A 21,574-nucleotide genomic window follows, 5' to 3' on the forward strand; every position below is an offset into this window, starting at 1 on the left:
CCCGAAGTCGTTTGTGCGGGTGTGCGTGCGGTGCCTCGGGATGCCTCAGGGGCAGGCCAGGACCGAGCCCTTGAAGTCGCCCATCAGCTGGTCGGTCTTGGCCTGCCGCTCGGTGTCGTAGGTGGCGACGTTGTCGCGGGTGACCACGAAGGAGCCGGAGTCGATCACGACGCCGGGCGTGCGCATGGTGCATTCCTTGCTTTGCAGTCGGCTCAGCGCCCACGTGCCGACGTATGCCTGGCCCACCGGGTTCTGCGTGACGGTCGCGGACACCGAGCCGTCGGAGACGCCGGCCAGGATCTTGGGGTCGTCGTCGATGGCGACGACCTTGATCGGCAGGTTGCCCTGCTTGATCGCGGCGGCCGCGGCCACGGCGGGGTTGTAGGCGGTGGCGACGAGGCCGTTGATCTTCGAGCCCTGCGCGGTCAGTAGGTCGGAGACCGCCTTCTGCGCGGTCTGCAGGTCGGTGTCGATGTCGGTCACCGTGGTCAGGAGGGTGACCTGGCCGTTGGTCTCGGCGACGGCCTTCTTGACACCGGCGATGCGCCGCTGGGTGTTGGAGTCGACGTTGTTTCCGGTCAGGTGGACCAGGCTGCCGTGTCCGCCCATCGCCGTGATGTTCGCCTGGGTGGCCTTGTAGGCGGCCTGCTCGACGTCGGTGGACAGGCAGAAGTCGGCCTTGAGGGCGCCGCCGGCGGGACACGATCCCAGCGAAGCGACGGCGAAACCCTTGGACTTGAGGTCGGCGAAGGTGCTGTTGACGTCGGTCGGGGACACGCCGAAGATGCCGAACGCGTTGGTCCCGCGCGCCGCCAGCGAGGTCAACAGGCTGTTCTGCTTGGCCTGGTTCCATTCGGCCGTCTCGTCGTAGGCCACGTTGCCGAGCCCGAAATCGGCCTTGGCCTTGGCGCCGGTGCCCTTCCAGAGCTGGAAGTAGGGGTGCGCGCCGCCGGGGACCAGGGCGACCTTGACGTCCGAGAGCGGGATCTTGTCGGCGGTCCCCTTGGCGCCGGCGGCGACGTCGCCGTCCTCCTTGGTGCTGCAGCCGGACAGGGCCGCGGCGAGGGACAGCGACACCACGGCGGAGAAGAGTGTGTTTCTGGCGAGCGATCGCTTCACAGGAATCAACCTTCGTCGTCGGATACTATATTTTCGAGAAGCATGCTCATGGATTTTGTTGCGGTCAAGGGTTCGGGTGCGGCGAATTTTTGCGGCCATGCAGTGCTGGTGTATAGCCGACAAATACCGTAAATGCGGGTGTCGAAGGCAGAAACTCGCCGGTTGCGATGGGCGCATATCGCTGCGACTCGGACCAGGGTCCGCGTGGAGCGGCTTCGCGCCTTGGTAGCCAAGAGCAGCGCAGATCGTATATTAATGATGCACGGCGGCTATACGGCATGCCTGCGTCTGCGGATGTCGTCGCGGGGGAACGCGCCGGTGTGTCCGCACCGAGGAGGAGAAGCGATGACGGAGGCACAGCCTCGACAGGGCCTCGCGGACACCGTGTGCGAGGCGATCGCACAACGGCTGGTCGACCACGAGATCGAACCGGGGGCCAAACTCAACATCAACACCCTGGCCCAAGACCTGGACGTGTCGCCCACGCCGGTACGGGAAGCCCTGGCCCGCCTGGAAGCGGACGGCCTGGTGGTCAAGCGGGCTCTCGCCGGATACTCGGCCGCGCCGCTGATGAGCGGCAAGCGGTTCGACGAACTCTTCGAGATGCGACTGCTGTTGGAGCCGGCCGCAGCCGCCGCGGCCGCCGAACGGGTCGGTGCGGAGGGCCTGCAAGCACTTACCGAAAGCCTGACCCGGATGCGCGCCGCGCAAGGCGACGGCAGCCGCGAGACACAGCGTCGCTTCCTGCACCACGACGCGCTCTTCCACGACGTGATCGCGGCCTCCGCCGGCAACTCGCTGCTCGCCGACACGCTGCGCCGCTTCCGGTCGCACACACATCTGTACCGGTTGTACTTCCCGGCCGGCGTCCCCGACGTCACGTGCCGCGAACACGAACTCGTCCTCGACGCCATCCGGGACGCTGATCCCGACGTCGCGGCGGCGGCCATGCGCACGCACCTGAGGCGCGCCCGCGAGCGGCTGCTCCCCGGGCTGGCCGCGGCGGGGACCGCGGGGGCGTGACGCGGAGCCCCCACCCGGGGCCGGTTGTTGCGTCGACGCACACCGGCCCCTCGCCCGGACCGTGGTCCGCGCGGCCCGCCCAGCCGGGTCGGCGGCGTGTCTTGCACCGAACAGGCCAGAGAATCCGAGGAGTTCACTCGTGAACGTGTTGCGTCAAAGTCCCGCGGAGGCGAACTCATGACCATATATCGGGACTTCGCCGGCTTGACGGCGATCGTGACCGGAGGGGCGGCCGGCATCGGCGCGGCGACGGCGCGCATGCTGGTCGCCCGAGGCGCCCGGGTCGCGGTGTTGGACCGGGACGTCTCGCCGATAACCGGCGACGCCGACGTTTCGGCCTTCACCGCGGACGTGACCGACGACGCGTCGGTCGTCACGGCCGTACGCGACGCGGCCGCGCTGCTCGGCGGGATCGACGTCCTGGTCAACAACGCGGGGATCGGTGCCGCCGGGACGGTCGCGGACAACGACGATGCGGAATGGCACCGGGTGTTCGACGTGAACGTGCTCGGAATGGTCCGGGTCACCCGGGCGGCATTGCCGCACCTGCGTGCCTCGGGGCACGCGGCGATCGTCAACACGTGCTCGATCGCGGCGACGGCCGGGCTGCCCAGCCGGGCACTGTACGCGGCGTCCAAGGGCGCGGTGCAGTCGTTGACCCTGGCGATGGCGGCGGACCACGTCCGGGAGGGCGTCCGGGTCAACTGCGTCAACCCCGGCACCGCCGACACCCCGTGGGTGGGCCGCCTCCTGGACGCCGCGCCGGACGCGGCCGCCGAACGGGCCGCGCTCGACGCCCGACAGCCGATGGGCCGCCTGGTCACCGCCGACGAGGTCGCGTTCGCGATCTGCTCGCTCGCGAGCCCGCTGGCCGCCTCGACGACCGGCACGAGCCTGGCCGTGGACGGGGGCATGCAGGGACTGCGGCTGCGGCCGGCGGAGTCGCGATGAAAGGCGCCGCACTGGGCCTGGGATGCGCGGGACTCGGCGGCCTGTACGAACCGCTCCCCGAGGCCGAGGCGCAGGCGACCCTGGAGGCGGCGTGGACCGGCGGGATCCGCTGCTTCGACACCGCACCGCACTATGGGGTGGGACTGTCCGAGGAGCGCCTGGGCAGGTTTCTGCGCGGCATTCCCCGAGCCCACTACACGCTGTCCACGAAGGTCGGCCGACTGCTGGTGGAGGACCCGGACGCACCCACGCACGGCGACGGCTTCTTCGGGACGCCCCGCCGACGACGGGTGCCGGACTACTCCGCGGCCGGGGTGCGCCGTTCCGTCGAGGAGAGCCTGCGCCGGCTCGGGCTCGACCGGCTCGACATCGTGCTCGTGCACGACCCCGACGAACACTGGGAACAGGCGTCCCAGGAGGCGATTCCCGCACTCGCGGAACTCCGCGACCAGGGTGTCGTGGGAGCGATCGGCGCCGGGATGAACCAGAGCGGGATGCTCGGGCGGTTCGTCACCGAGACCGACGTGGACTGCGTGCTCATCGCCGGCCGCTACACCCTGCTCGACCGCGGCGGAAGCGCGCTGCTCGACCGCTGCGCCGAACTGGGCGTCTCGGTACTGGCCGGCGGCGTGTACAACAGCGGCCTGCTCGCCGACCCGCGCCCCGGGGCCCGCTTCGACTACGCGCCCGCCGACCCCGACCTGCTCGCCCGCGCGTTGCGGCTCGACGCGCGGTGCGCCGCGCGTGGGATCCCGTTGCGGGCCGCGGCGTTGGGCTTCGCGGCCGAGCATCGCGCGGTCGACACCGTGCTCGTCGGGGCGCGCAACCCCGCGGAGGTCCGCGACGCGGTCGCGATGGCCGCGGTCGACATTCCCACCGACCTCTGGGAGCAGCTGGGATGATCACGATCGACGCCCACCACCACCTGTGGGACCCCGCGACCGGGGACCTCTTGTGGCTGGACGCCGCGGAGATGGCCCCGATCCGCCGCCGGTACGACATCGAGGAGTTGCGTCCGCTGCTGGACGCGACCGGTGTGGACCGCACGATCGTCGTCGAGGCCCGCTCGTGTACGGCCGAGACCGCCGAGCCGCTCGCGCTCACCACGTCGCCGTCGTCGCCGATCGCGGGCATGGTGGGTCGGCTCGACCTCACCGCGCCCGACGGCGCCGACGCCGTCGCCCGGTCGCGCGAACTCCCCGGCGGCGGCGCGTTGGTGGGGTTCCGGCACCAGGTCTGTTCGCGAGCTGCGGCATGATGGCTCTTTGTGGGTGTCGATCTGTCGCAGCGGCTGGTTCCTGACGAACTGTGGGATCTGGTGGCGCCCTTGCTGCCGAAGAGGGCATGTCGATGGCTCCCTTCTCATGACCCATCAGGCTACGGAATGCCACCTGCCGCATCTCGGGGGAGCCTCAAACCAACGACCGGTCACACACCACCCCCAGGCGTCAGGACCAGGCGGCCATCTCGATTTCGCGCAGCCGCTCGTGGCGGTCCTGTTCGACCCGTGCCATGGCCCAGCGTAGGGTCGGCGGGGCTGTCACCGACGTCACGACGGCGACGAGGATGACGATGGTGTACATCGCCTCGCTGAGCACCCCGATCCTCAAGCCAATGGTGGCGACGACGATCTCCACTGCGCCACGGGCGTTGAGACCCGCGCCGATTGCCAGGCCCTCCCGGTGCGTCAGCCGGCTCAGCCGGGCCCCCAGGTAGCCGCCACCGAGTTTGACAGCGATGGCCAGGGCACAGACCAGGACGGCGACCAGTGCGACACTGCGGTCTGCCAGCACGGAGATGTCCATGCGCAGGCCCGCGCTCGCCAGAAACAGGGGGGCGAACACGGCAAGAACCAAGGTGCGCAGCGGGGCGAGTTTGGCGACATCGACGACGCCGTGCGAGCTGATCAGAATGCCGACCACGAAGGCGCCGAGAGCGGCTTCCAGGCCGAGTGAGAGGGCGGCTGCGGATCCGCCCAGGATGAGCGCGACGGCTGTGGCTATGGTCGGGCCGGGGCCTTCGGCCCGGCCCGCGACGCGCAGTGCGGTTCGCGCCAGGGGACGCATCACCAGAGCGGCGGCAAGCAGGAAGGCGATCAGGTAGACGACGCTGAGCACGAGGGCCGAACCGCTGTATCCCGATACCGTCATCCCGGACACGAGGGACAGGATCAGCCAAGCGACCACGTCGTCACCCGCAGCGGAGGCCAGCATCAGTTGACTGACATCGCGGTGCATCATCTTGAGATCAGTCAGGGTCTTGGCCATGACGGGGATGGCGCTCACCGCCATCACCACGCCGACCAGCAGGGCGAAGGTCGTGCGGTTCCCCTCTGGGCCCACAAGCCATCGCGGGAGTAGGTAGCCGGTTGTGATGCCCAGCGTCAGCGGGATCAGCAGCGCCGAGCCACCGATGGTGGCAATGGTCCCCCGTCGGCGACGGAGCATGCGCACATCGAGATGTGCGGCCGCCACACCGACGAACAGGAGCACCCCGAACTGGTTGATAGGTTCGAGCAGTTGCGGCTGGCCGTCCTTGCTCGACCACAGCCAGTGGGACATGCCTGGGGCCAAGGCTCCGAAGACGCTGGGGCCGACCAGGACGCCGACCATGAGTTCGCCTACGACGGTGGGCATGCCGCATCGCATGGCCAGCCGGCCCAGGGCCGTCGCGCAGGCAATAAGCACGGTGATCTGGAGCAGGAGCACGAGGAGTTGATGTGAGGTCATGGTTTCGTTTTCAGCCTTACATCGTATCGGGGGACCGGCGGCGCCGAAGCGGTGCCTCGGGCGAAAACGTCTGCGACTCCCGCAGGCCGAAGAGCCCTCACCGACCCGTTGCAGGCCGTGCCGCGCGGTTGCCGAGCGCGTACTGGCCTGCGGCCATCAGGACGCAACTCAGTGCCTGTTCCGGGTTGAGGCGGAGGTCGCAGTCCGAGGCGGACCGGGGCCCCGGGCGGGGCTCAGGGCTCACAGGAGAGTCAATGCACTCCGTGAGGTCGTCGGGAGTCGTTTCGAGGTGCAGTCCGCCGACGTGGGTAGAGAGGGCTCGGTGGACCTCGAAGAAGCCCCGGATCTCGTCTTCAATGGCCGTCAGGCGCCGGATCTTCCGGCCGTCGGCGGTCGTCCGAGTGTTGCCGTGCAGGGGGTCGCACATCCACAGCACACGGTGCGTCTCGGCCTGGACCGCCTGCACCAGCGCGGGCAGCAGGGCATGTACGCGGTCGGCTCCGAGGCGGGGGACCAGGGTGAGCCGCCCGGACAGACGTGCGGGGTTGAGGAGTTCGCACAGCGCGACGAGTTGCTCGGGAGTGGCGGTCGGACCGATCATGACTGCCACGGGGTTGGCGATGCCCGCGGCGAAGTGCACGTGTGCCCCGGCGGGGTCGTTGGTGCGTTCGCCGATCCAGACAGTGTGCGCCGAGGTGGCGTACCACAGGCCAGTGGTCTCGCAGCGGCGGGTCAGCGCCTCCTCGTACGGAAGGATCAGGGCTTCGTGGGAGGTGAAGAGCGGCATGCTGCCGGGCGCAGCCGGGTCAAGGCAGCGCAGCGCGTGGAGCGTGGCCGCCGAGTGGAAGTAGGCCGTGCGCAGGCGCTGCGGGTCGGGTGTGCGGGAACGGACGGTGAGATCGGCCTCGTTCACCATGTCGCCGCAGTAGCTGAGCACGGTGCGCGCACGGCCGTGGACGGTGGTGGTCTCCGTGGCTTGGGAGCGTGGTTGTGCGTACTGGCCGGCCCAACAACCGATGGCGACGACCGGCTCGGTCGGCCGCATCATGTCCTGAAGAGTGTGGGCGAGTGTGGTCAGCAGCCGGTACCGGCCGACCACGGCATCGGTGGTGAGGGCGTCAAAGGTCTCGGCGCAGTCTCCTGCCTGGATCACGAACCCATCGCCGTCGGTCGCCCGCGCCAGGAGGGACAGCAGGTGTCTGGCCTCCCTGGGCGGTACGATGGCAGGCAGCCGAGCCAGGTCGCGCACGTCGCACTCGACGCCTTCGGAGTCCGGCCAGTCGGGCTGTTGGGTGTCCGGAAGGTTACGCCGGCTGCCCGGCGTCCAGGAGCCGGCTGCGTCACTGGCGCCCGGTTGCAGATCTGGCTTGATCAGCTCGGGGTTGAAGGTCTCGTTGATGTGGAGGACGGGCTGGTCGCCGTCGAGCAGGACGTACGTCTTGTACGCGGCGGCCGGCACCTGCCGGTCTTCCGGCCAGACGGTGAGGCCCGTCTCCAGGACACGGCGCCGCAGTCCCACGTCGGCAAGGTTGCGGCCAAGCGGACGGGTTGTGTCGGTCACCAACGGGCCCAGCACAGGGTCCTGGTGGCACACTGCCACGACCTCGTTGACGGACACGCACCGGCCGTGCTCGTCGTACAGCGCCGAGCGCCGGATCAGAGCCATGGTGTCCGGCGCGAGCAGCAGAGCTGCCCTCGCGCCGGAGGGAAGCCCGGCGCCGGTCGTCTCGTACTGCTCACGCACCACGACCCGGACCGGACCATTCGCCGCCGCTTGCAGCAGCGCGGTGGTGGAACCATCACTCGCCAGCAGCATCCGGGTGCCGGGATACGCGAACATCCCGGCTCCCCGGATGTCAGCCGCCGCTGTCGCAGAAGCCGTTGATGGACCGCTCATGGCGTGGGAAGGTCCGAGGGAGTGTGTGGCTCGGTCGGGTCGGTGCCTGCTTCGTCCGGTGTGGCGTGCTGCGGCGGCGAGATCCTGGCCAGGCCCAGCCGGGGCGAGGTGATGAGCTTCAGCCCGGCGCCCGTCTCATGCCCATTGACGGGCTCCCAGTGCGCGGGGGCGAAGTCCAGCGGGCTGGCCGAGCGGCTGGTGCCCAGCCGGATGGCCCGCTGCTGCGCCTGATGGGCATCGTGCAGCAGATCCTCGGTGGCGATGCGCCGACCCTCCGACGCGATGTCCCCAGCCTCGGCGAGATCAGTGAGCCCGGCGCTGATGTCGGCGAAATCCCGGTTCGTGACAGTCTGCCGGTCAAGTGTCGGGACCTGGTGGCTGAGCTGATGTGCCGACCAGAAGTACGACTGCCGGCCCCCGTACTGCTCGTACATGCCGGAGACAAGGGTGAGCAGCCGGGCGTACGAACGCCGGTAACAGTACTCGTAGAAGTCGAGCGCCTCCTGCTCGGTCGCCGTCCCGTCGCGCATCGCCAGGACTCCCGCTGCCGCCACGGTCGCGCTGTACAGGGCGAGGTGGACGCCAGTGGACAGCAGCGGGTCAAGGAAGCACGCGGCGTCCCCCGCGAGCATGTAGCCGGGGTCGCAGAAGCGGGAAGCGGCGTACGAGTAGTCCTGCTCGGCGCGCGCGTGCCCGATGAACTCACAGCCCTCGATCAGAGGGCGTATGTCGTCGGATTCGGCCATGAGCGCCTTCACCATGTCGTCCAGGGAGGAGAATTCGGCACGGCGTTCGCGGAACACGTCCCGGTGGGTGACGAACCCCGCGCTGAGCCGGCCGTCCGCCAAGGGGATGAGCCAGTACCAGCCGTTCGGGGCGGATATGGAGTTGAGTCCGCCAGGCGGTGTGGCGGGCAGAGTTTTGCCGCCCTTCCAGTAGCCCCAAACCGCGACGTTTTGGAAGACCTTGTGGTGCTCGCGGTTGCGGAACGTCTGCTGGGAGAGGACTCCGGCCCGCCCCGACGCGTCGATCACCCAGGAACAGGCCAGCCGCTCCGGCTGTTGCCCGTCCGGGCCTTTCCACCGGACGGCCACCGGTCGGCCGTCCTCGAACTCGACGTCCTGGACGGTGGCTTCCTCTACCACCCGGGCCCCCTGGTCACGGGCGTGGTCAAGGAGAATCTTGTCGAACTCACTGCGGTCGACCAACCAGGAGCGCCGGTTCTCGCCGTAGATCTCCTGCCAGTTGATGACCCAGTCACCTTCGGGGCCCCAGCGGAAGAGCCCGCCACGCTTGTCCACGAAACCGGCCGCGTCGACTTTAGGTAGAACCCCGCTCAGCTCCAGTACGGGTGGGCACGAGGCCAGCAGCGATTCCCCGATGTGGTAGCGGGGGAACTTCTCACGCTCCAGCAAGACCACATCGACGCCCTCCCGGGCAAGGAGGGCCGCCGCGGTGGAACCGGCCGGGCCGCCGCCGAGAATGACCACCGGGTGGAGAGATCCGGGTGGTGGAGGTGTGTTCATGGCATTCCATACCTTTGTTCGTGGGTTGATTCGGATCATTCGTGTGATCGGGACACCCAGGGGTGCCGGGCATGGCTGTCGGTGTAGCCGCTGTTGTGGCTTACGGAGATTGGCCGCCCGGTACCCGCGACGACTCGACCGCTCATTGGGATGCGCGAACCGGATCGCTTGCATGGACACGTCGGCGAGGTCGTTTGCTGGGAGAACGCGGAACAACGCGAGGGAGGGCCCGGTACCCGATTTGTGGGTGGGAAGGGATGCGGGCAAGGCCGAGCACCACTGCACGGTCATCGACTCGGAAGGTGCTCCCGCGCCGGGTGCCGAACAACGAGGCCGAACCGCTGGAACTGCTGGGTAACGTCCTGGAGTTGGCCGACGGAGACCTCGTCACGTGGGCGGTCGACCTGAACGCCGGCGGCGCCGCATTGTGGATCGCCCTGCTGGTCAACCACGGGCAGAAGCTGCTCCACATTCCCGGCCGGACCGTGCACCGCGCCTCCGGCTCCTACCGCGGTGACGGCAAGACCGATACGAAGGACGCCTTCGTCATCGCCGACCAGTCCCGGATGCGCCGGGACCTGCAACCCCTCCAGGAGACCAACGAAATCGCGGTCGACCTGAAGATCCTGACCGCCCGGCGCATGGACCTGTCGGCCGACCGCACGAGGGCGATCAACCGGCTCCGCGCTGCCGCGGCAACATGACCACCTCACGGTCAATCACCGCGCGGCCTTGACTTCACCATTGGGAATCTCCGTGGAGTGTCTGAAAGCGTTGTTGGCTCGTCGGGGCGGGCCCGCGGCCTCATCGGTCATCACGGCCCGGCAGGTGACGCCTTCGTTGGTTGGTGAATTCCCGGATCACTCACATGTGGGGGACCTCCCAAGATCAACAGACCGGGAACGGTACCCCCTTACCTGTGACTAGCGAAAGAGGTCGGCGGTGTTCGCCGGTCGACACTCGCCGTTGCGTCTGCTGTGGAGCCCGGGTTCAGGGGCGGGGACGCCGGCGGCTGAACAGGCACTCGACGCCCGGCTCCGATCCGGGGCAACAAGCGGCGTTCGAGGGGGAATTACCCGCCCCGGGCTGGTCGGTCCAGCCGCAATGGGCGTAGGGTGTGCCCAGATTGCGGTCGGCTTCGTGCGAGCCGTACACCAGGGACCAGCCGAGTTGTCGGTAGATCTGCCAGGCGCGCTTGAGCAGTGTGGTGGCGACGCCCCGACCGGTGCTCCTTGCCGCCAAGGTCATCGGTCGAGTCGGCGACATCAACTGTTCCCCACCGAGCACCACTTCGCCGGCCACACCGGAAGCACGCCCTTGGACGCCTCCGGCGGCAAGAACACCGCCACCGCCTCAACCCCGGCGGCAACGCGCGCTGAACCCCGCACTGCACACCATCGCCGTCTGCCAGATCCGCAACGGTGGCCGCGGACAGGACTATTGCCGGCGAAAGGCCGCGGAGGGCAAGACGCCCGCCCAGGTTCACGGCGAAGCCGTGCAGCGGCGGACAGCCCTCGGCCGCGAAACGGCCGATCCAGTCGGCGCGGGTGGTGCGGACCGATTGCGCAGCGGTCCGACGTCGAGCTTGGCGGCGATCGAGCGGATCGCCGCGTGCTCGGACTTGTACTGGTTCACGGGACTTCAACACCAGGCGCACGGCCCGCTCTTTGAGATCACTTGAATAATCCTTGGGCATGATTCGTCCTATTCTCTCAAGAGTGAGAGTCTCGATCAAACCCGGAGCAGTTCACACTGAGAAAGATCATTGACAGGAGCCGACGACAGACAGATGCTGGGTCACCGGATAACTCCCTTGTTCCTGGAGCGCACCAAGGAAGGGTCTTGTCCGCCGGCAAGTCCGCACGGCGTGGACCACAAATCCAACCAGTTTCCAGCCCTGATGCCGGCGGGGTGCTCGAACCGGCCGTACTGGGCTGAACGCGGCGGCTCCCGCTTCCGCCCCGCTTTCCGCAATCATTTCGACGACCGTTCGCCTACAGGCGAATATTTACCAATGCCGACGGCGTCGTTGGTTTCCACGGTGACATATACGGCCGCCCTCGCCGCGAGGGTGATCGTCGTTCGCTCGGCGGACGGCCTCTTTTCGGCGATCAGGACGGTTCGCGATCGGCGACCTTCGACGGAAAACCTGGCTCTGCCGCCTGCCATTCCCGCGGACTGGGTGGAGCAAAAGTCCCGAGCCACGCAACCGACGGACCGCTACGAGGTTTCCTGACCACGTTTCGGAAGCCACCGCGGTGAAAGCCCGGGGTTGGTCTGTCGACCCAGGGGCTGCATGGCGAAAAGGTCCAGCACGTCCATACCTCGCATTGCCGGTTCAACCGGGCTTGGCGTAAGCGTGCCCCCCGGCAGGTTTGGAGAGCGCGTAATGTCTGTTGTACTGCCGGAACAACTCGACCAAATCGTCGTCCCCGTTAATTCCCTCGGCGCTCAGGCCGACAGGCACGCGGTCGCATGGGCGCGAGGCCACGGCCTGATTCGAACGGAGAAAGCGCACCAGCGGCTTGTCAAAACCAAACCCGGATCGCTGGCGGCGCACTGCTATCCGAGCGCGAACCTTCCCGAACTGTGCCTGCTGGGCAATTGGATGACCTGGTTGTTCATCCTCGACGACCTCAACGACGAGGGAACCTACGGCTGGGATCCCGAAGCGCTGGAGCAGGCGTTGACCTCGGTAATCTTCCCTGACTCTTTCGGCTTCGGTAACACCGAGAACCCGTTCGGCGCCGCGCTCGACGACATGGCCAAACGCGCCGGCGCCCACATGTCGCCACAGTGGCGACACCGGTTCCAGCACCACGTCCTCGACTACTTTCGGGCCTACGTGTGGCAGTCGGCGCACCGCCGCGAGGGGCAGATTCCGGATGCCGACACCTTTCCCCAGCAGCGCCGCGAGGCCGGCGCGATCATCCCCTCGTTGGACCTCATCGAGTTCGTGGAGTCCACGACCCTGCCGCCGGGCCTGTACTACAGCCGCACCTATCAGCGACTCCTCACCACGGCGGCGAACGTGGTCTGTTGGACCAACGACCTGATGACCTTCGAGAAGGAGATCGCGCGCGGCGATCACCAAAACCTGATTTCCGTGGTGAGCCAGGCGGAAGACCTCACTCTGGACCAGGCCATCGCCACGGTGCGGACTCGCACCGGGCACGAGATCGAGCGATTCCTCGCCACAGAGGCCGACCTGCCGCGGCTCTTCGCCGCGTTGGCGGTCTCCCCCGAACTACAAGCGACAGCGCTTCGCTGTGTCGACATGTTGAAAGCCTGGATGCGGGGCCACGTCGATTGGGGCAAGGAGACCGCCCGTTACCTGGAATTCGAGCGGTCGGCGTCGCCGCCGGAGTATCTGGACGACCTGCTCGCCGAGGCCCCGACCATCAGCCGGAAAGCGGAAACCCCATGACTACCTCGTCCGACAGAACAGCACCCGGCCGGGCTATCGTCGTCGGCGGCGGTATCGCCGGGCTGAGCGCCGCTTTCAGGCTTCGGCAAGCCGGCTTCGACGTGAAGGTCCTGGAGCGGGCGGACCGGGTCGGCGGTCGGATGCACACCGTCGACCGGGGTGGCTACCGCATCGACGCGGCCGCCAGTGTCCTGCCGACGACCTACCGGCACACCCTTCGACTCATCGCCGACGCCGGCCTGGGTGGCCTGACGCAACCGACGTGTGACGTCATGGGCATCGCGCGCCCGGAGCGCGTGCACCACCTCCACAGCCGTAAACGCACCGACCTGCTTCGCACCAAACTGCTCGGCCCGGGATCGAAACTGAAGCTCGCCAGGGTGCTGGGCGACCTCTATCGGCACCGGGCCGCGTTCAACCAGCCGTTCACCGAGGAGCTCGGCCGCCTCGATATCGAGACGATCGCCGACTACGGGAATCGGGTCCTCAGCGCCGAGGCCATGGACTATTTCGTCCGGCCGCTGACCGGCGATTTCTATCTCACCCCGCCTGAGGAACTGTCGGTGGTCAACCTGTTCTTGCTGCTGAAGACCATGATCGGCGCCGACTTCATCAACTCCGATCAGGGCATTCGGTTCCTGCCCGAGGGGCTGGCCCGGCAGGTTTCCGTGGAAACGTCGGCGGTGGTGACCAGCGTCGAGGAGCACGCCACGGGGGTCACAGTGACGTGGGATCGGCCGGGTTCCGCCGAACGGATCGAGTCCGCCGACGTCGTGGTGGTAGCCGTGCCCGCCACCGAAGCCCCGGGCATCCTCCCCCGGTTCAGCGACGAGCAACGCGGATACCTCGCGACGGTGCCCTACGCGCGGAGCCTCGTCGTCACCCTCACGCTCACGAAACCACCAGCCGAGCAGGCCATGTGGCTCACGGTCCCCGACCATACCCACCCGGACGTCAACGTGGTGATCCTCGACCACAACAAGGCGCCGGGCCGAGTCCCGCCCGGTGCGGCGATGGTTACCGTCTACTGGCACCGACACTGGGCGGACAAGTATTGGGACACCGCCGACGATCAGGTGCTGCCGAGGGCCATCGCGGCGGCGCACGAGGTACTTCCCGGGATTGAGAACACGGTCGTCGACGGTTACGTCTGGCGCTGGGACCCGTGCACGGTCGCTCGGCCGGTGGGCGGGTTCCGCGCCCTCGCCGAGTTCACGGCCGGGCTCGACCCCGACAGCCGTGTCCAGCTCGCCGGCGACTATTTCGCCATCACCACCGTGGACAACAGCGTGGCTTCCGGCGAACGCGCCGCCGGCCGGCTCATCAGCAGGTACTCCCACCCCACAACGACCCGGTGAGCGGTGAGGGAGAGACACCATGACGCGGGGAAAAGCGGCGACGCAAGCAAGCATGGGAACGATCCCCGGCCGACGATGGCTCGCCGGGCACGCCCTGAAGATGACCAAGGACGCGTTCACGGTGATGGATTCCGCCCGGGACTGCGGCGACATCGCGGTGCTCTGGTTGGGTCCGAAGCCGGCGTACGTGATCAGCCATCCCGGCCTGATCCGTCGGCTCCTCACCGCCGAGGATAAAAACCTGGACAAGGGGCCGCTGTACGAGAACCTGGCGCAGCTCATCGGCGTCAGCATCGGCACCCTGATCGGGCACGCGCATCGGGTGCGGCGACGGATCGTGGCCCCGGCCTACGTCCCGAACGTGACCATCATGGCCGACACGGCGGTGGAACTCGCGTCGTCCTGGCAGCCGGGCCACGTATACGACATGGCCACGCAGATGCGCCGCTATTCCTTCATGGTGATGGCCCGGACCTTGTTCACCGGCGCGATTTCCCCGGCGGCCGAGGCCGAGTTCGTCGAGTTGCTGCCGGTGGCGCTGACCGGGATCTCCAAGTACATGGCAGACCCCACCGGCTTGCTGAAACAGCTCCCGACACGCGACAACCGGCGGATCAGGCACGCTCTGGCGACCTTGAAGAAGATCACCGAGGACGGGCTCGCGAACCATCGGAACGGCAGCGGCGGCGAGGGCGGCATCCTGGCCGCGCTCATCGAGGCGCGCGATCCGGATACCGGGCAACCGCTGACCGCCGAGGAAATCCGCAACGAGGCGATGGTCATGATGTCAGCCGGCTCCGAGACGGTCGCCGGGGTCTTGGCCAACGCCTGCGGCATCCTGGCGTGGAAGCCCGATGTCGCGCGACGACTGCACGCGGAGACCGACCGCGTGCTTGGCGAGCTGCCGATCGTCGAGGCGCGACTGCCGGAACTGGAGTACTCCAAGCGTGTGGTCACCGAGATTCTCCGGATGTACCCGCCCGGCGCGTTGATGTCCCGCCGCGTCATCGTGGACCTCGACCTCGGTGGTCACCGCATCCCAGCCGGCGCCGCCGTGTTCTTCTGCCCTTACCTGCTGCACCGCCGGCCCGACCTCTACCCCGAGCCCGACCGGTTCGATCCCGAGCGGTGGCTGCCGGAGCGAGCCGCCGCCCTGCCCCACGGGGCGTTCATGCCCTTCGGTGCCGGCGCACACATTTGCGTCGGCGAGGAGATCGCCTGGCAGGAGGCGATGATCGCGGTCGCGACCATCAGCAAGCTGTGGCAACTTCGCCCCGCGTCCGACCAGCCGCCGCGGCCGGTCCTGGCGCCCACCCTGGGGCTCGACGCCGTCCACGTCACCGTTGCGCCCCATCCGTCCCGCCGACAACCCTCCGAACCTGAGGAGCCCGCTGATGGCAACCGAGTCTGAGCGCCCGCTGGGTCCGTACGGTCAGGACAGCGAAACGGAACCCCTGGTCCGCGCCGCCGCCGACCTGGTCCCATGGCTGTCGGCCGAAGCGCCGAAGTCGCGGACACTCGCGCGGCTGACCGACGAGGTCGTCCACGCGCTGGCCGAGGCCGGACTCGTCACCGCTCTGGCGCCCAAATCCAGAGGCGGCGCCCAGGTGTCACTGGGGGATTTCGTCGGAATCCAGGAGGAGCTCGCCAGGGGCTGCGGCTCGACCTCGTGGGTGACAGGCGTGTACGCCGCCGCCCTGTACATGCTCAGCGCGTTCACCGACGAGGCGCAGGACGAGGTCTACGCCACCGCCAACCCCAAGAGCGTTGCCGCGTTCAAACCGGAGGGCATGGCCGGCCCCGCGAGCGGCGGGTATCGACTGACCGGAACCTGGCGGTTCTGCTCGGGACAACATCACGCGGACTGGGCACTGTTGTCGTCGATCATCGTCATCGACGGTGTCCCCCAGCCGGCGCAGTTCCTGATTCCCCGGTCGGACTGGGTGAGCGCCGACGATTGGGAGGTCACCGGGCTGTCCGGCACCGGGTCCGCCACGCTGTCGGTCCATGACGCGTTCGTGCCCGAGCACCGGGTGCTGCCGCTGACCGGCCCGCCCCGTTCGGCGGCTCTCGCGGGCGACCCCTACTTCTCGATCCCCTTCATCCCACTGTTCGTGACCGGCGCAACGGGCACCCCGCTCGGCCTCGCGAGAGCGGCGGTCGACCTGTTCGGCCGGCGGATCCACAAACGCGGCATCACCTACACGCCATACGAACGGCAGGCCGAGGCCACCGTGACCCATCTCCAGCTCGACACCATGTCGATGAAGCTGGAGCAGGCCCGGTTCCACGCACAGCGAGCGGTGGCGACGGTGCCCCTGGTGGCCGAAGACCCGGGCAATGTGCCGCTGCGCGTGCGATGCCGGGCGGATGCCGCCTGGGCCACCAAGCTGTGCCAGGAGGCGATAGCGGTTGCCAGGGAGGGCTCCGGCGCGAGCGCCATCCGGCTCAAGGATCCGTTGTCGCTGATCGTGAGCGACATCGACGCGCTCGCCGTGCACTCCTTCCTGCTGCACAGCACCATCGCCGAATTGCACGGCCGAGTGCTCGCCGGCTTGGAACCCGGAGTTCCGTACCTCTAGCCGAGCCCCGCACGCGTAGATACCCCCAAGGCACCGGTGAAGGAGACAAGCATGTCGTTCGAGGACTTTCCGTCGGCATTTCGAGGTGCGGTGTACAGGCCCGGGGACGCCGGCTACGCGGACGCGCGGTGCATCTTCAACGCGCACGTCGCCGACGCGACACCCGCGCTGATCGTGCGGGCCGAAGACGAGGCGGATGTGGTCACGGTGGCGCAGTACGCCACGGCGACCGGCACACCCTTGGCGGTCCGCGCCGGTGGGCACGGCGTCGACGGCACCGCGATGCCCGACGGCGCCCTCGTCCTGGACCTGACACGCCTCGACACCATCGACGTGCGGCCGGACACCGGCGTCGTGCGGCTCGGGGCGGGGGTGTTGCTGGCGGACATGGACGCCATGCTGGAGAAACACGGTCTGGTCGTGCCGTCCGGCACCGTCAGTTCCACCGGGATCGCGGGCCTCACCCTGGGCGGCGGCGTCGGTTACAACATGCGCCGCTACGGCGCCACGGTGGACAGTTTGCTCTCCTGCGAGATGGTGGCGCTCGACGGCCGCCGCGTCACGGCCAGTGCGACCGAGAACCCGGACCTGTTCTGGGCGCTGCGGGGCGGCGGCGGGAACTTCGGCATCGTCACCAGCTTCGAGTTCCAGGCTAAGCCGCTCCCGCCGCTGGTGAGTGCGGGTTTCATCGTCTTTCCGCTGGACCAGGCCGCGGCTGTCCTCGGAGCGCTCCGTGAGTACCTGCCAACGGCGCCACGGGAACTGGCGATCATCGCGGTGCTGACCAAATGTCCACCGCTGCCCCCGGTGCCGCAGGAGTTCCACGGCGCCGATGTGCTGATGCCCGTGGTCGTCTACACCGGGCCGCAGGAAAAAGCGGAGCGGGTGATAGCGGAGGCGGTCGCGCTCGGCACACCGGTGGCGACGGCGGTGGGGCCGATGCCGTGGTCGGCCGCGAACCGGATGCTCGACGTCATCGCGCCGTCCGGCCGCCGCTACTACACCAAGGGCGGATACCTGGCCGAACTCGGCGACACGGCCATCGAGATCGTCGTGCGAAACGCCGTGAACGCCCCGGCGCCGGTGCACCCCATGTTGCCCAGCGCCGTGCAGAACGTCTGGGCCATGGGCGGGGCGATCAGCGAGGACTTCGATGAGGACTCCGCCGCGTTCTCCCGCGAGGGAGCCTCGTGGATGTGGGAGGTCATCACCGAATGGGACAGCCCGGCCGACGACGACACGTTCCACGGTTGGTTGGACAACGCCCGGGCGGAGTTGATGCCGCATCTGCGGGGCAACTGCTATATCAACCTGTCGACGGACAGCGGCCCGGAGTGGCGGCGCAGTGCCTGGGGAGGTGAGGAGAGGTACTCGCGGCTCGTCGAGGTCAAAACCGCCTGGGACCCGCAGAACCTGTTGCGCTTCAACAAGAACATTCCGCCGTTGTAGCGCCGACCGCCATCCGGGTTTGGTTGTCCGCGCCCTCCCGTTGCAACGGTCAACGGCCGTCGTCGGGCCTCCGTAACGGTGGAGCGCGGGGAACGTGAAGCGCTCCGGGTCCGCCAGAGACTCGACGTTGTGGCGATGACCTGCGGTTTGGTTGCCTCTGGCAGTGCTTGACTTCATGTTCGGCGGGTGGAACGCGGCCGATCCCACCGTGGAGTCGTGTGTGGTTGTACCAGTCGATCCACTCGGCGGTGGCGAGTTCGACGGCGGCCGGGGCGTGCCACGGACCTCGGGGTTTGATCAATCCGTCTTGCAGAGCTTGGCGTTGTGTGCGGTCGCGCTGCCACAGGCCCATCTCGAACGCCGAAAGTACGAGGTCGATCCGCTTGTCGGTGGCGGCCGACCGGCACACGACGCGGCGCGAGGAGTGTCCACGACGAACGCGACGTAGGGGCCCGCCCGTGATTTCCTTGCCGCGGGGCGGTGCGATGAACGCCCGTGTGGCTCATAGGTGCCTGCTGCGCCGGCAGGCGGTGTGACGGAACGGCGGCAGCCTGTCCTCGACTCCCGCCGTCCCGCCGGGCCCTATTTGGTGAAGGCGAACCAATTGACGTTCACGAAGTCGGACGTGCTGCCTGAGGAGAACACCAGATAGACGTCGTGCACGCCGGTGACCGAAGCGGTGATGTTGGTTGGCACGGTCTGCCAGTTCTGCCAGCCGCCGTTGTTGCCGAAGTCGATCTCGGCGATCTTGGTGCCGGTGGTGCCGTCCACGCGTACCTGGATCGCGCCGCTGACCCCGCTCCCCGCGCCGGAGGCCAGGCGCGCGATGAACTGGGCGGGCGAGGATGAGCCGAAGTCCAGGGCGGAGTACTTCAGCCAGTCGCCGTTCGAGATGTGGCCCACGTCCCGGCCGCTGCCGGTGTCACTGCAGCCTTCGGTCCGGGTACCGCTCTGCGCGCTGTACGACTCCGCCTGGATGGTGCCGTACGCGCCGGTCCCGCCGCCGGGCGGCGGAGTGGCGCCCGAGCCGGCACCGGGGCCGAGCGAGATCGTCCAGGAAGTCGGCGCGCCGTCCTGGATGTGGCCGTCGACGGGGGCCGCGCCGGTGGGACCGACGTCGTCGTAGGGGAAGGCATACCCCACGGTCGCGTACTTGTGCACCAGGCGCGCGTAGTGGTTGGTCGTCGCGTCCGTGTAGTAGCCGGACGGTGAGATACCGTCCGGCTGGTTACCGCCGCCGCTGACCAGCAGAGAGCTGCGGTTCAAGGCCGCGGCCAGGCGGGCTGCCACCGCGCCACGCGCGTCGCCGCCCGAGTTGTAGAGCGGCCCGCCGGCACAGCCGAAGATATCGACCGCACTTGGCTTGGTGAACGGCACGCCGTTGGTGTTCAGGCCCGCAAAGACCAGTCTGTCACCGAAGACGGTGCCCGAGTAGGAGCCGATGCTGCCCTGACCGTTGATGGTCAGTGTGTGCGACCGGTAGTAACTCCACACCCGGTCCAGGTAGTTCGACCAGTATCCGCCGAAGTCGACAGGCGAGTGGGCGGGAGCCAGGATCCGTAACGCGGCGCCCGAGGAGTCGGTGGCCACCAACTTGTCCCACGGTGCTCCGTCGGCGGCGTGCTGCGCCTGGAGCCCGGAGGCGATGGAGGCCAACGCACCCGAGGGGAGCGGGCTGACCGACCGCGTTCCGCCGCTGCCGGTCGTCGTCATGGAGATGGGGAGGGCGACCATGTCGACGTAAGAGATGTTCGCGTATAGATTGGCGCTGTTGTACGTGAACTCGCAGAAGGTCCAGTTGGTCAGCCAGTTGGGGTCGCTGCTGGTGAAGCCGGGCTGGACGAGGCCGGGAGTACCACCGTTGTCGCCGGGCGGGTTGACGAAGAACTGAATCTTCTTGCCGACGGAGAACCAGACCCGGCCACTGATCACGTAGTCCTGGAGCGTGAACGTGGTGGCCGCGGAGCCCGAGGCACCCAACGGGATGGAGTAGTCGGCGATCGGGGTCAGCACCGACGAGGGACTGGGCAGCCGCTGGAAATGCCCGGCCGAGGTGACGAAGCCGGGCCAGCCGGTGCTGTCCGCGCCGCTGATGTACGCGTAGACCGTGCCGTTGCCGGAGTTGTTCTTCAATGAGATGGGCAGCGACGCCGTTGCGGCTGAGGCCCGGGATGCCAGGCTCCTCGACCACAGCGGGGAACTCGCTGCAGCGACGGCGCCGGCGCCGACCGCTGTGAAGAAAGAACGTCTGGAGACCATGTGCTCCTCCTCGAAGATGGCAGGAAGGACGCCGCCGACGGCGGTAGCGCCGGGACGTGGCCTGCATGGGGGACTGTCTTCCGAAAGGTCCGGACGTGTGTGTGCCCGAGCGCCCGGGTCTCGTTATCCGTTGGGTGCCGAGGCGCCCACGCGATGATGCGCGCGCCCGCGTGCCTGGCGGGCGAGGTGCCCAAGTGCCCTGACCGCGCTCTCAGGACAGCGAGGCCACGGCCGATCGGCGTTGCGCGAGCCGGCCGTATCTCCACCCGTATGCGGGAGAGGGTGAACCAGACGATGCCGGCCGGGCACTTGCCCGGAACGTTTCTGGTACCGCCGCCTCGCCGACCGACATGCAGCCCAGCAGTTCCAAGCCCCGACGTCGAGATCGGAGAGAGCGCTCTCTTACGTGTACCTGCAACTCCCGTGCCACTGTGGCCCCTTGGATCAGTCGCTGCGCTCATCCGGAACGCAGATCGCCGGAGCTATTGGCACCCAGAGGGTGCCGGTGAGTGCTGCCGATCACTTCCGGACGTCCTTGGGCCACTCACCCCACCGGCACGTAGACCGAAACGGCCTCCTGTCTGACCGAAGCCGTCCTGCTCGCCGTCGTCGCCGTCCGCGAAGGCGTCAAACGCCAATCCATGGCTTGAACGCTGATGTCGCTTGGGCGCGAGCGAGACGCTCCTCGGCTTGGAGGCACTGCAGCACTTTTGTGTCGGCCGCGCCCCCGCAACTTCGTACGCGTTTGTCAAGAACACGGTGCAACTCCTGTGGGTGGTGCAGACGATCGTGCGGATCTCGGTATCGAAGTTGACGAACGGGACGAACTCCGACCAGGCGTGCTCCCACAACTGCACGATCGCCCGATACTTCTTTCCCTACGCGTCGGTGAACTCCACGAACCGGTTCCAGCGCGGCCTCCTCGATCGGCGTCTGGTAGACCGGCTCGAGAGCTTCTTGTGCCAGTCCTGGAGGGCCGGGTAACGGAACGAGGCCCGTAAACAGGTGAACCACACAGGTCTGCACGACCGTGCGGGGCCACAGGGTCTCGACGGCCTGCGCAGGCCCTCGAGGCCGTCGCAGACGAGCATCAGGACGTCCTCGACGCCTCGATTGCGGATCTCTGTGAGCGTGGAGCCGGTACTCGGCGCCTTCGCCGTCGCCGTCGGCCCACAACCCGAGGATGTCGCGGTGCCCGTCCGCGGTCAAGGCCAACGCGACGCATATCGGCTGGGTTCGCGACTTGGCCGTCGC

Annotated in this window: 18 protein-coding genes and 2 pseudogenes; 12 read left to right on the forward strand and 8 right to left on the reverse strand. The window is 68.1% G+C overall.

Annotated elements, in window-relative coordinates:
- Nucleotides 1-45: 45 nt before the first annotated feature.
- Complete coding sequence (locus tag OG948_RS56520; protein ID WP_331772873.1) at nucleotides 46-1,119, reverse strand: substrate-binding domain-containing protein; 1,074 nt, start codon at nucleotides 1,117-1,119, stop codon at nucleotides 46-48.
- Nucleotides 1,120-1,464: 345 nt separating this feature from the next.
- On the opposite strand from OG948_RS56520, the gene OG948_RS56525 reads away from it, so the two are divergent.
- The 4 genes from OG948_RS56525 (at nucleotide 1,465) to OG948_RS56540 (ending at nucleotide 4,351) form a co-directional block, all read left to right on the forward strand.
- Nucleotides 1,465-2,142 (forward strand): GntR family transcriptional regulator, encoded by a 678-nt coding sequence (locus tag OG948_RS56525; RefSeq protein ID WP_331772874.1) that lies wholly within the window; start codon nucleotides 1,465-1,467, stop codon nucleotides 2,140-2,142.
- Nucleotides 2,143-2,319: 177 nt separating this feature from the next.
- Nucleotides 2,320-3,093 (forward strand): SDR family oxidoreductase, encoded by a 774-nt coding sequence (locus tag OG948_RS56530; RefSeq protein ID WP_331772875.1) that lies wholly within the window; start codon nucleotides 2,320-2,322, stop codon nucleotides 3,091-3,093.
- Nucleotides 3,090-3,995: an aldo/keto reductase gene (locus OG948_RS56535; protein WP_331772876.1), complete on the forward strand. Its 906-nt coding sequence runs from the start codon at nucleotides 3,090-3,092 to the stop codon at nucleotides 3,993-3,995. Before OG948_RS56530 ends, OG948_RS56535 begins: the two co-directional genes overlap by 4 nt.
- On the forward strand, nucleotides 3,992-4,351 hold the full coding sequence (locus OG948_RS56540; RefSeq protein WP_331772877.1) for an amidohydrolase family protein: 360 nt from the start codon (nucleotides 3,992-3,994) through the stop codon (nucleotides 4,349-4,351). The genes OG948_RS56535 and OG948_RS56540 overlap by 4 nt, the downstream gene beginning before the upstream one ends.
- 190 nt (nucleotides 4,352-4,541) lie before the next feature.
- Here the strand turns inward: OG948_RS56540 and OG948_RS56545 are convergent, their stop codons facing one another.
- The 3 genes from OG948_RS56545 to OG948_RS56555 all read right to left on the reverse strand — a co-directional run bounded on the left by OG948_RS56545 (nucleotide 4,542) and on the right by OG948_RS56555 (nucleotide 9,245).
- On the reverse strand, nucleotides 4,542-5,801 hold the full coding sequence (locus tag OG948_RS56545; RefSeq protein ID WP_406300803.1) for a cation:proton antiporter: 1,260 nt from the start codon (nucleotides 5,799-5,801) through the stop codon (nucleotides 4,542-4,544).
- A 118-nt stretch (nucleotides 5,802-5,919) separates the two neighbouring features.
- A complete protein-coding gene (locus OG948_RS56550) occupies nucleotides 5,920-7,662 on the reverse strand; it encodes a 3-deoxy-7-phosphoheptulonate synthase (protein WP_331772879.1) in 1,743 nt (580 codons plus the stop codon).
- Nucleotides 7,663-7,715: 53 nt separating this feature from the next.
- A complete protein-coding gene (locus tag OG948_RS56555; protein WP_331772880.1) occupies nucleotides 7,716-9,245 on the reverse strand; it encodes an NAD(P)/FAD-dependent oxidoreductase in 1,530 nt (509 codons plus the stop codon).
- A gap of 172 nt (nucleotides 9,246-9,417) precedes the next feature.
- Between OG948_RS56555 and OG948_RS56560 the strand changes: the two are divergent.
- Nucleotides 9,418-9,919 (forward strand): annotated as a pseudogene (locus tag OG948_RS56560) (IS110 family transposase); the annotation flags it as partial.
- A gap of 316 nt (nucleotides 9,920-10,235) precedes the next feature.
- Here the strand turns inward: OG948_RS56560 and OG948_RS56565 are convergent.
- On the reverse strand, nucleotides 10,236-10,493 hold the full coding sequence (locus tag OG948_RS56565) for a hypothetical protein (RefSeq protein WP_406300804.1): 258 nt from the start codon (nucleotides 10,491-10,493) through the stop codon (nucleotides 10,236-10,238).
- Nucleotides 10,494-11,058: 565 nt separating this feature from the next.
- Between OG948_RS56565 and OG948_RS56570 the strand changes: the two genes are divergently transcribed.
- From OG948_RS56570 to OG948_RS56595, 6 genes are all read left to right on the forward strand, one after another.
- On the forward strand, nucleotides 11,059-11,481 hold the full coding sequence (locus OG948_RS56570) for a hypothetical protein (protein ID WP_331772882.1): 423 nt from the start codon (nucleotides 11,059-11,061) through the stop codon (nucleotides 11,479-11,481).
- 153 nt (nucleotides 11,482-11,634) lie between these two features.
- A complete protein-coding gene (locus OG948_RS56575) occupies nucleotides 11,635-12,672 on the forward strand; it encodes a hypothetical protein (RefSeq protein ID WP_331772883.1) in 1,038 nt (345 codons plus the stop codon).
- The gene (locus tag OG948_RS56580; RefSeq protein ID WP_331772884.1) at nucleotides 12,669-14,030 is read left to right on the forward strand and encodes an NAD(P)/FAD-dependent oxidoreductase; all 1,362 of its coding nucleotides are present in this window, start codon (nucleotides 12,669-12,671) and stop codon (nucleotides 14,028-14,030) included. Before OG948_RS56575 ends, OG948_RS56580 begins: the two co-directional genes overlap by 4 nt.
- Before the next feature lie 52 nt (nucleotides 14,031-14,082).
- Entirely contained in the window at nucleotides 14,083-15,441 is a 1,359-nt protein-coding gene (locus tag OG948_RS56585) for a cytochrome P450 (protein ID WP_406300805.1), read from the forward strand.
- The gene (locus OG948_RS56590) at nucleotides 15,425-16,612 is read left to right on the forward strand and encodes an acyl-CoA dehydrogenase family protein (protein WP_331772886.1); all 1,188 of its coding nucleotides are present in this window, start codon (nucleotides 15,425-15,427) and stop codon (nucleotides 16,610-16,612) included. Before OG948_RS56585 ends, OG948_RS56590 begins: the two co-directional genes overlap by 17 nt.
- 51 nt (nucleotides 16,613-16,663) lie before the next feature.
- Nucleotides 16,664-18,061: an FAD-binding oxidoreductase gene (locus OG948_RS56595; protein ID WP_331772887.1), complete on the forward strand. Its 1,398-nt coding sequence runs from the start codon at nucleotides 16,664-16,666 to the stop codon at nucleotides 18,059-18,061.
- 49 nt (nucleotides 18,062-18,110) lie between these two features.
- Here OG948_RS56595 and OG948_RS56600 read toward each other — a convergent pair whose 3' ends face one another.
- Both OG948_RS56600 and OG948_RS56605 read right to left on the reverse strand, forming a co-directional pair.
- Nucleotides 18,111-18,413 (reverse strand): integrase core domain-containing protein, encoded by a 303-nt coding sequence (locus OG948_RS56600; protein WP_406300931.1) that lies wholly within the window; start codon nucleotides 18,411-18,413, stop codon nucleotides 18,111-18,113.
- A 230-nt stretch (nucleotides 18,414-18,643) separates the two neighbouring features.
- Entirely contained in the window at nucleotides 18,644-20,320 is a 1,677-nt protein-coding gene (locus OG948_RS56605; RefSeq protein WP_331772888.1) for a beta-1,3-glucanase family protein, read from the reverse strand.
- A 690-nt stretch (nucleotides 20,321-21,010) separates the two neighbouring features.
- Between OG948_RS56605 and OG948_RS56610 the strand changes: the two genes are divergently transcribed.
- Nucleotides 21,011-21,304 carry a hypothetical protein gene (locus OG948_RS56610; RefSeq protein WP_406300956.1) on the forward strand — a complete coding sequence of 98 codons (294 nt, stop codon included), beginning with the start codon at nucleotides 21,011-21,013 and terminating at the stop codon, nucleotides 21,302-21,304.
- Between the two features lie 69 nt (nucleotides 21,305-21,373).
- Here the strand turns inward: OG948_RS56610 and OG948_RS56615 are convergent.
- Nucleotides 21,374-21,535: pseudogene (locus OG948_RS56615) on the reverse strand (hypothetical protein); the annotation flags it as partial.
- Nucleotides 21,536-21,574: the final 39 nt, after the last annotated feature.

Origin of the sequence: Embleya sp. NBC_00888 (genome assembly GCF_045207655.1) — a bacterium.
In the GTDB taxonomy this organism is placed as follows: domain Bacteria; phylum Actinomycetota; class Actinomycetes; order Streptomycetales; family Streptomycetaceae; genus Embleya.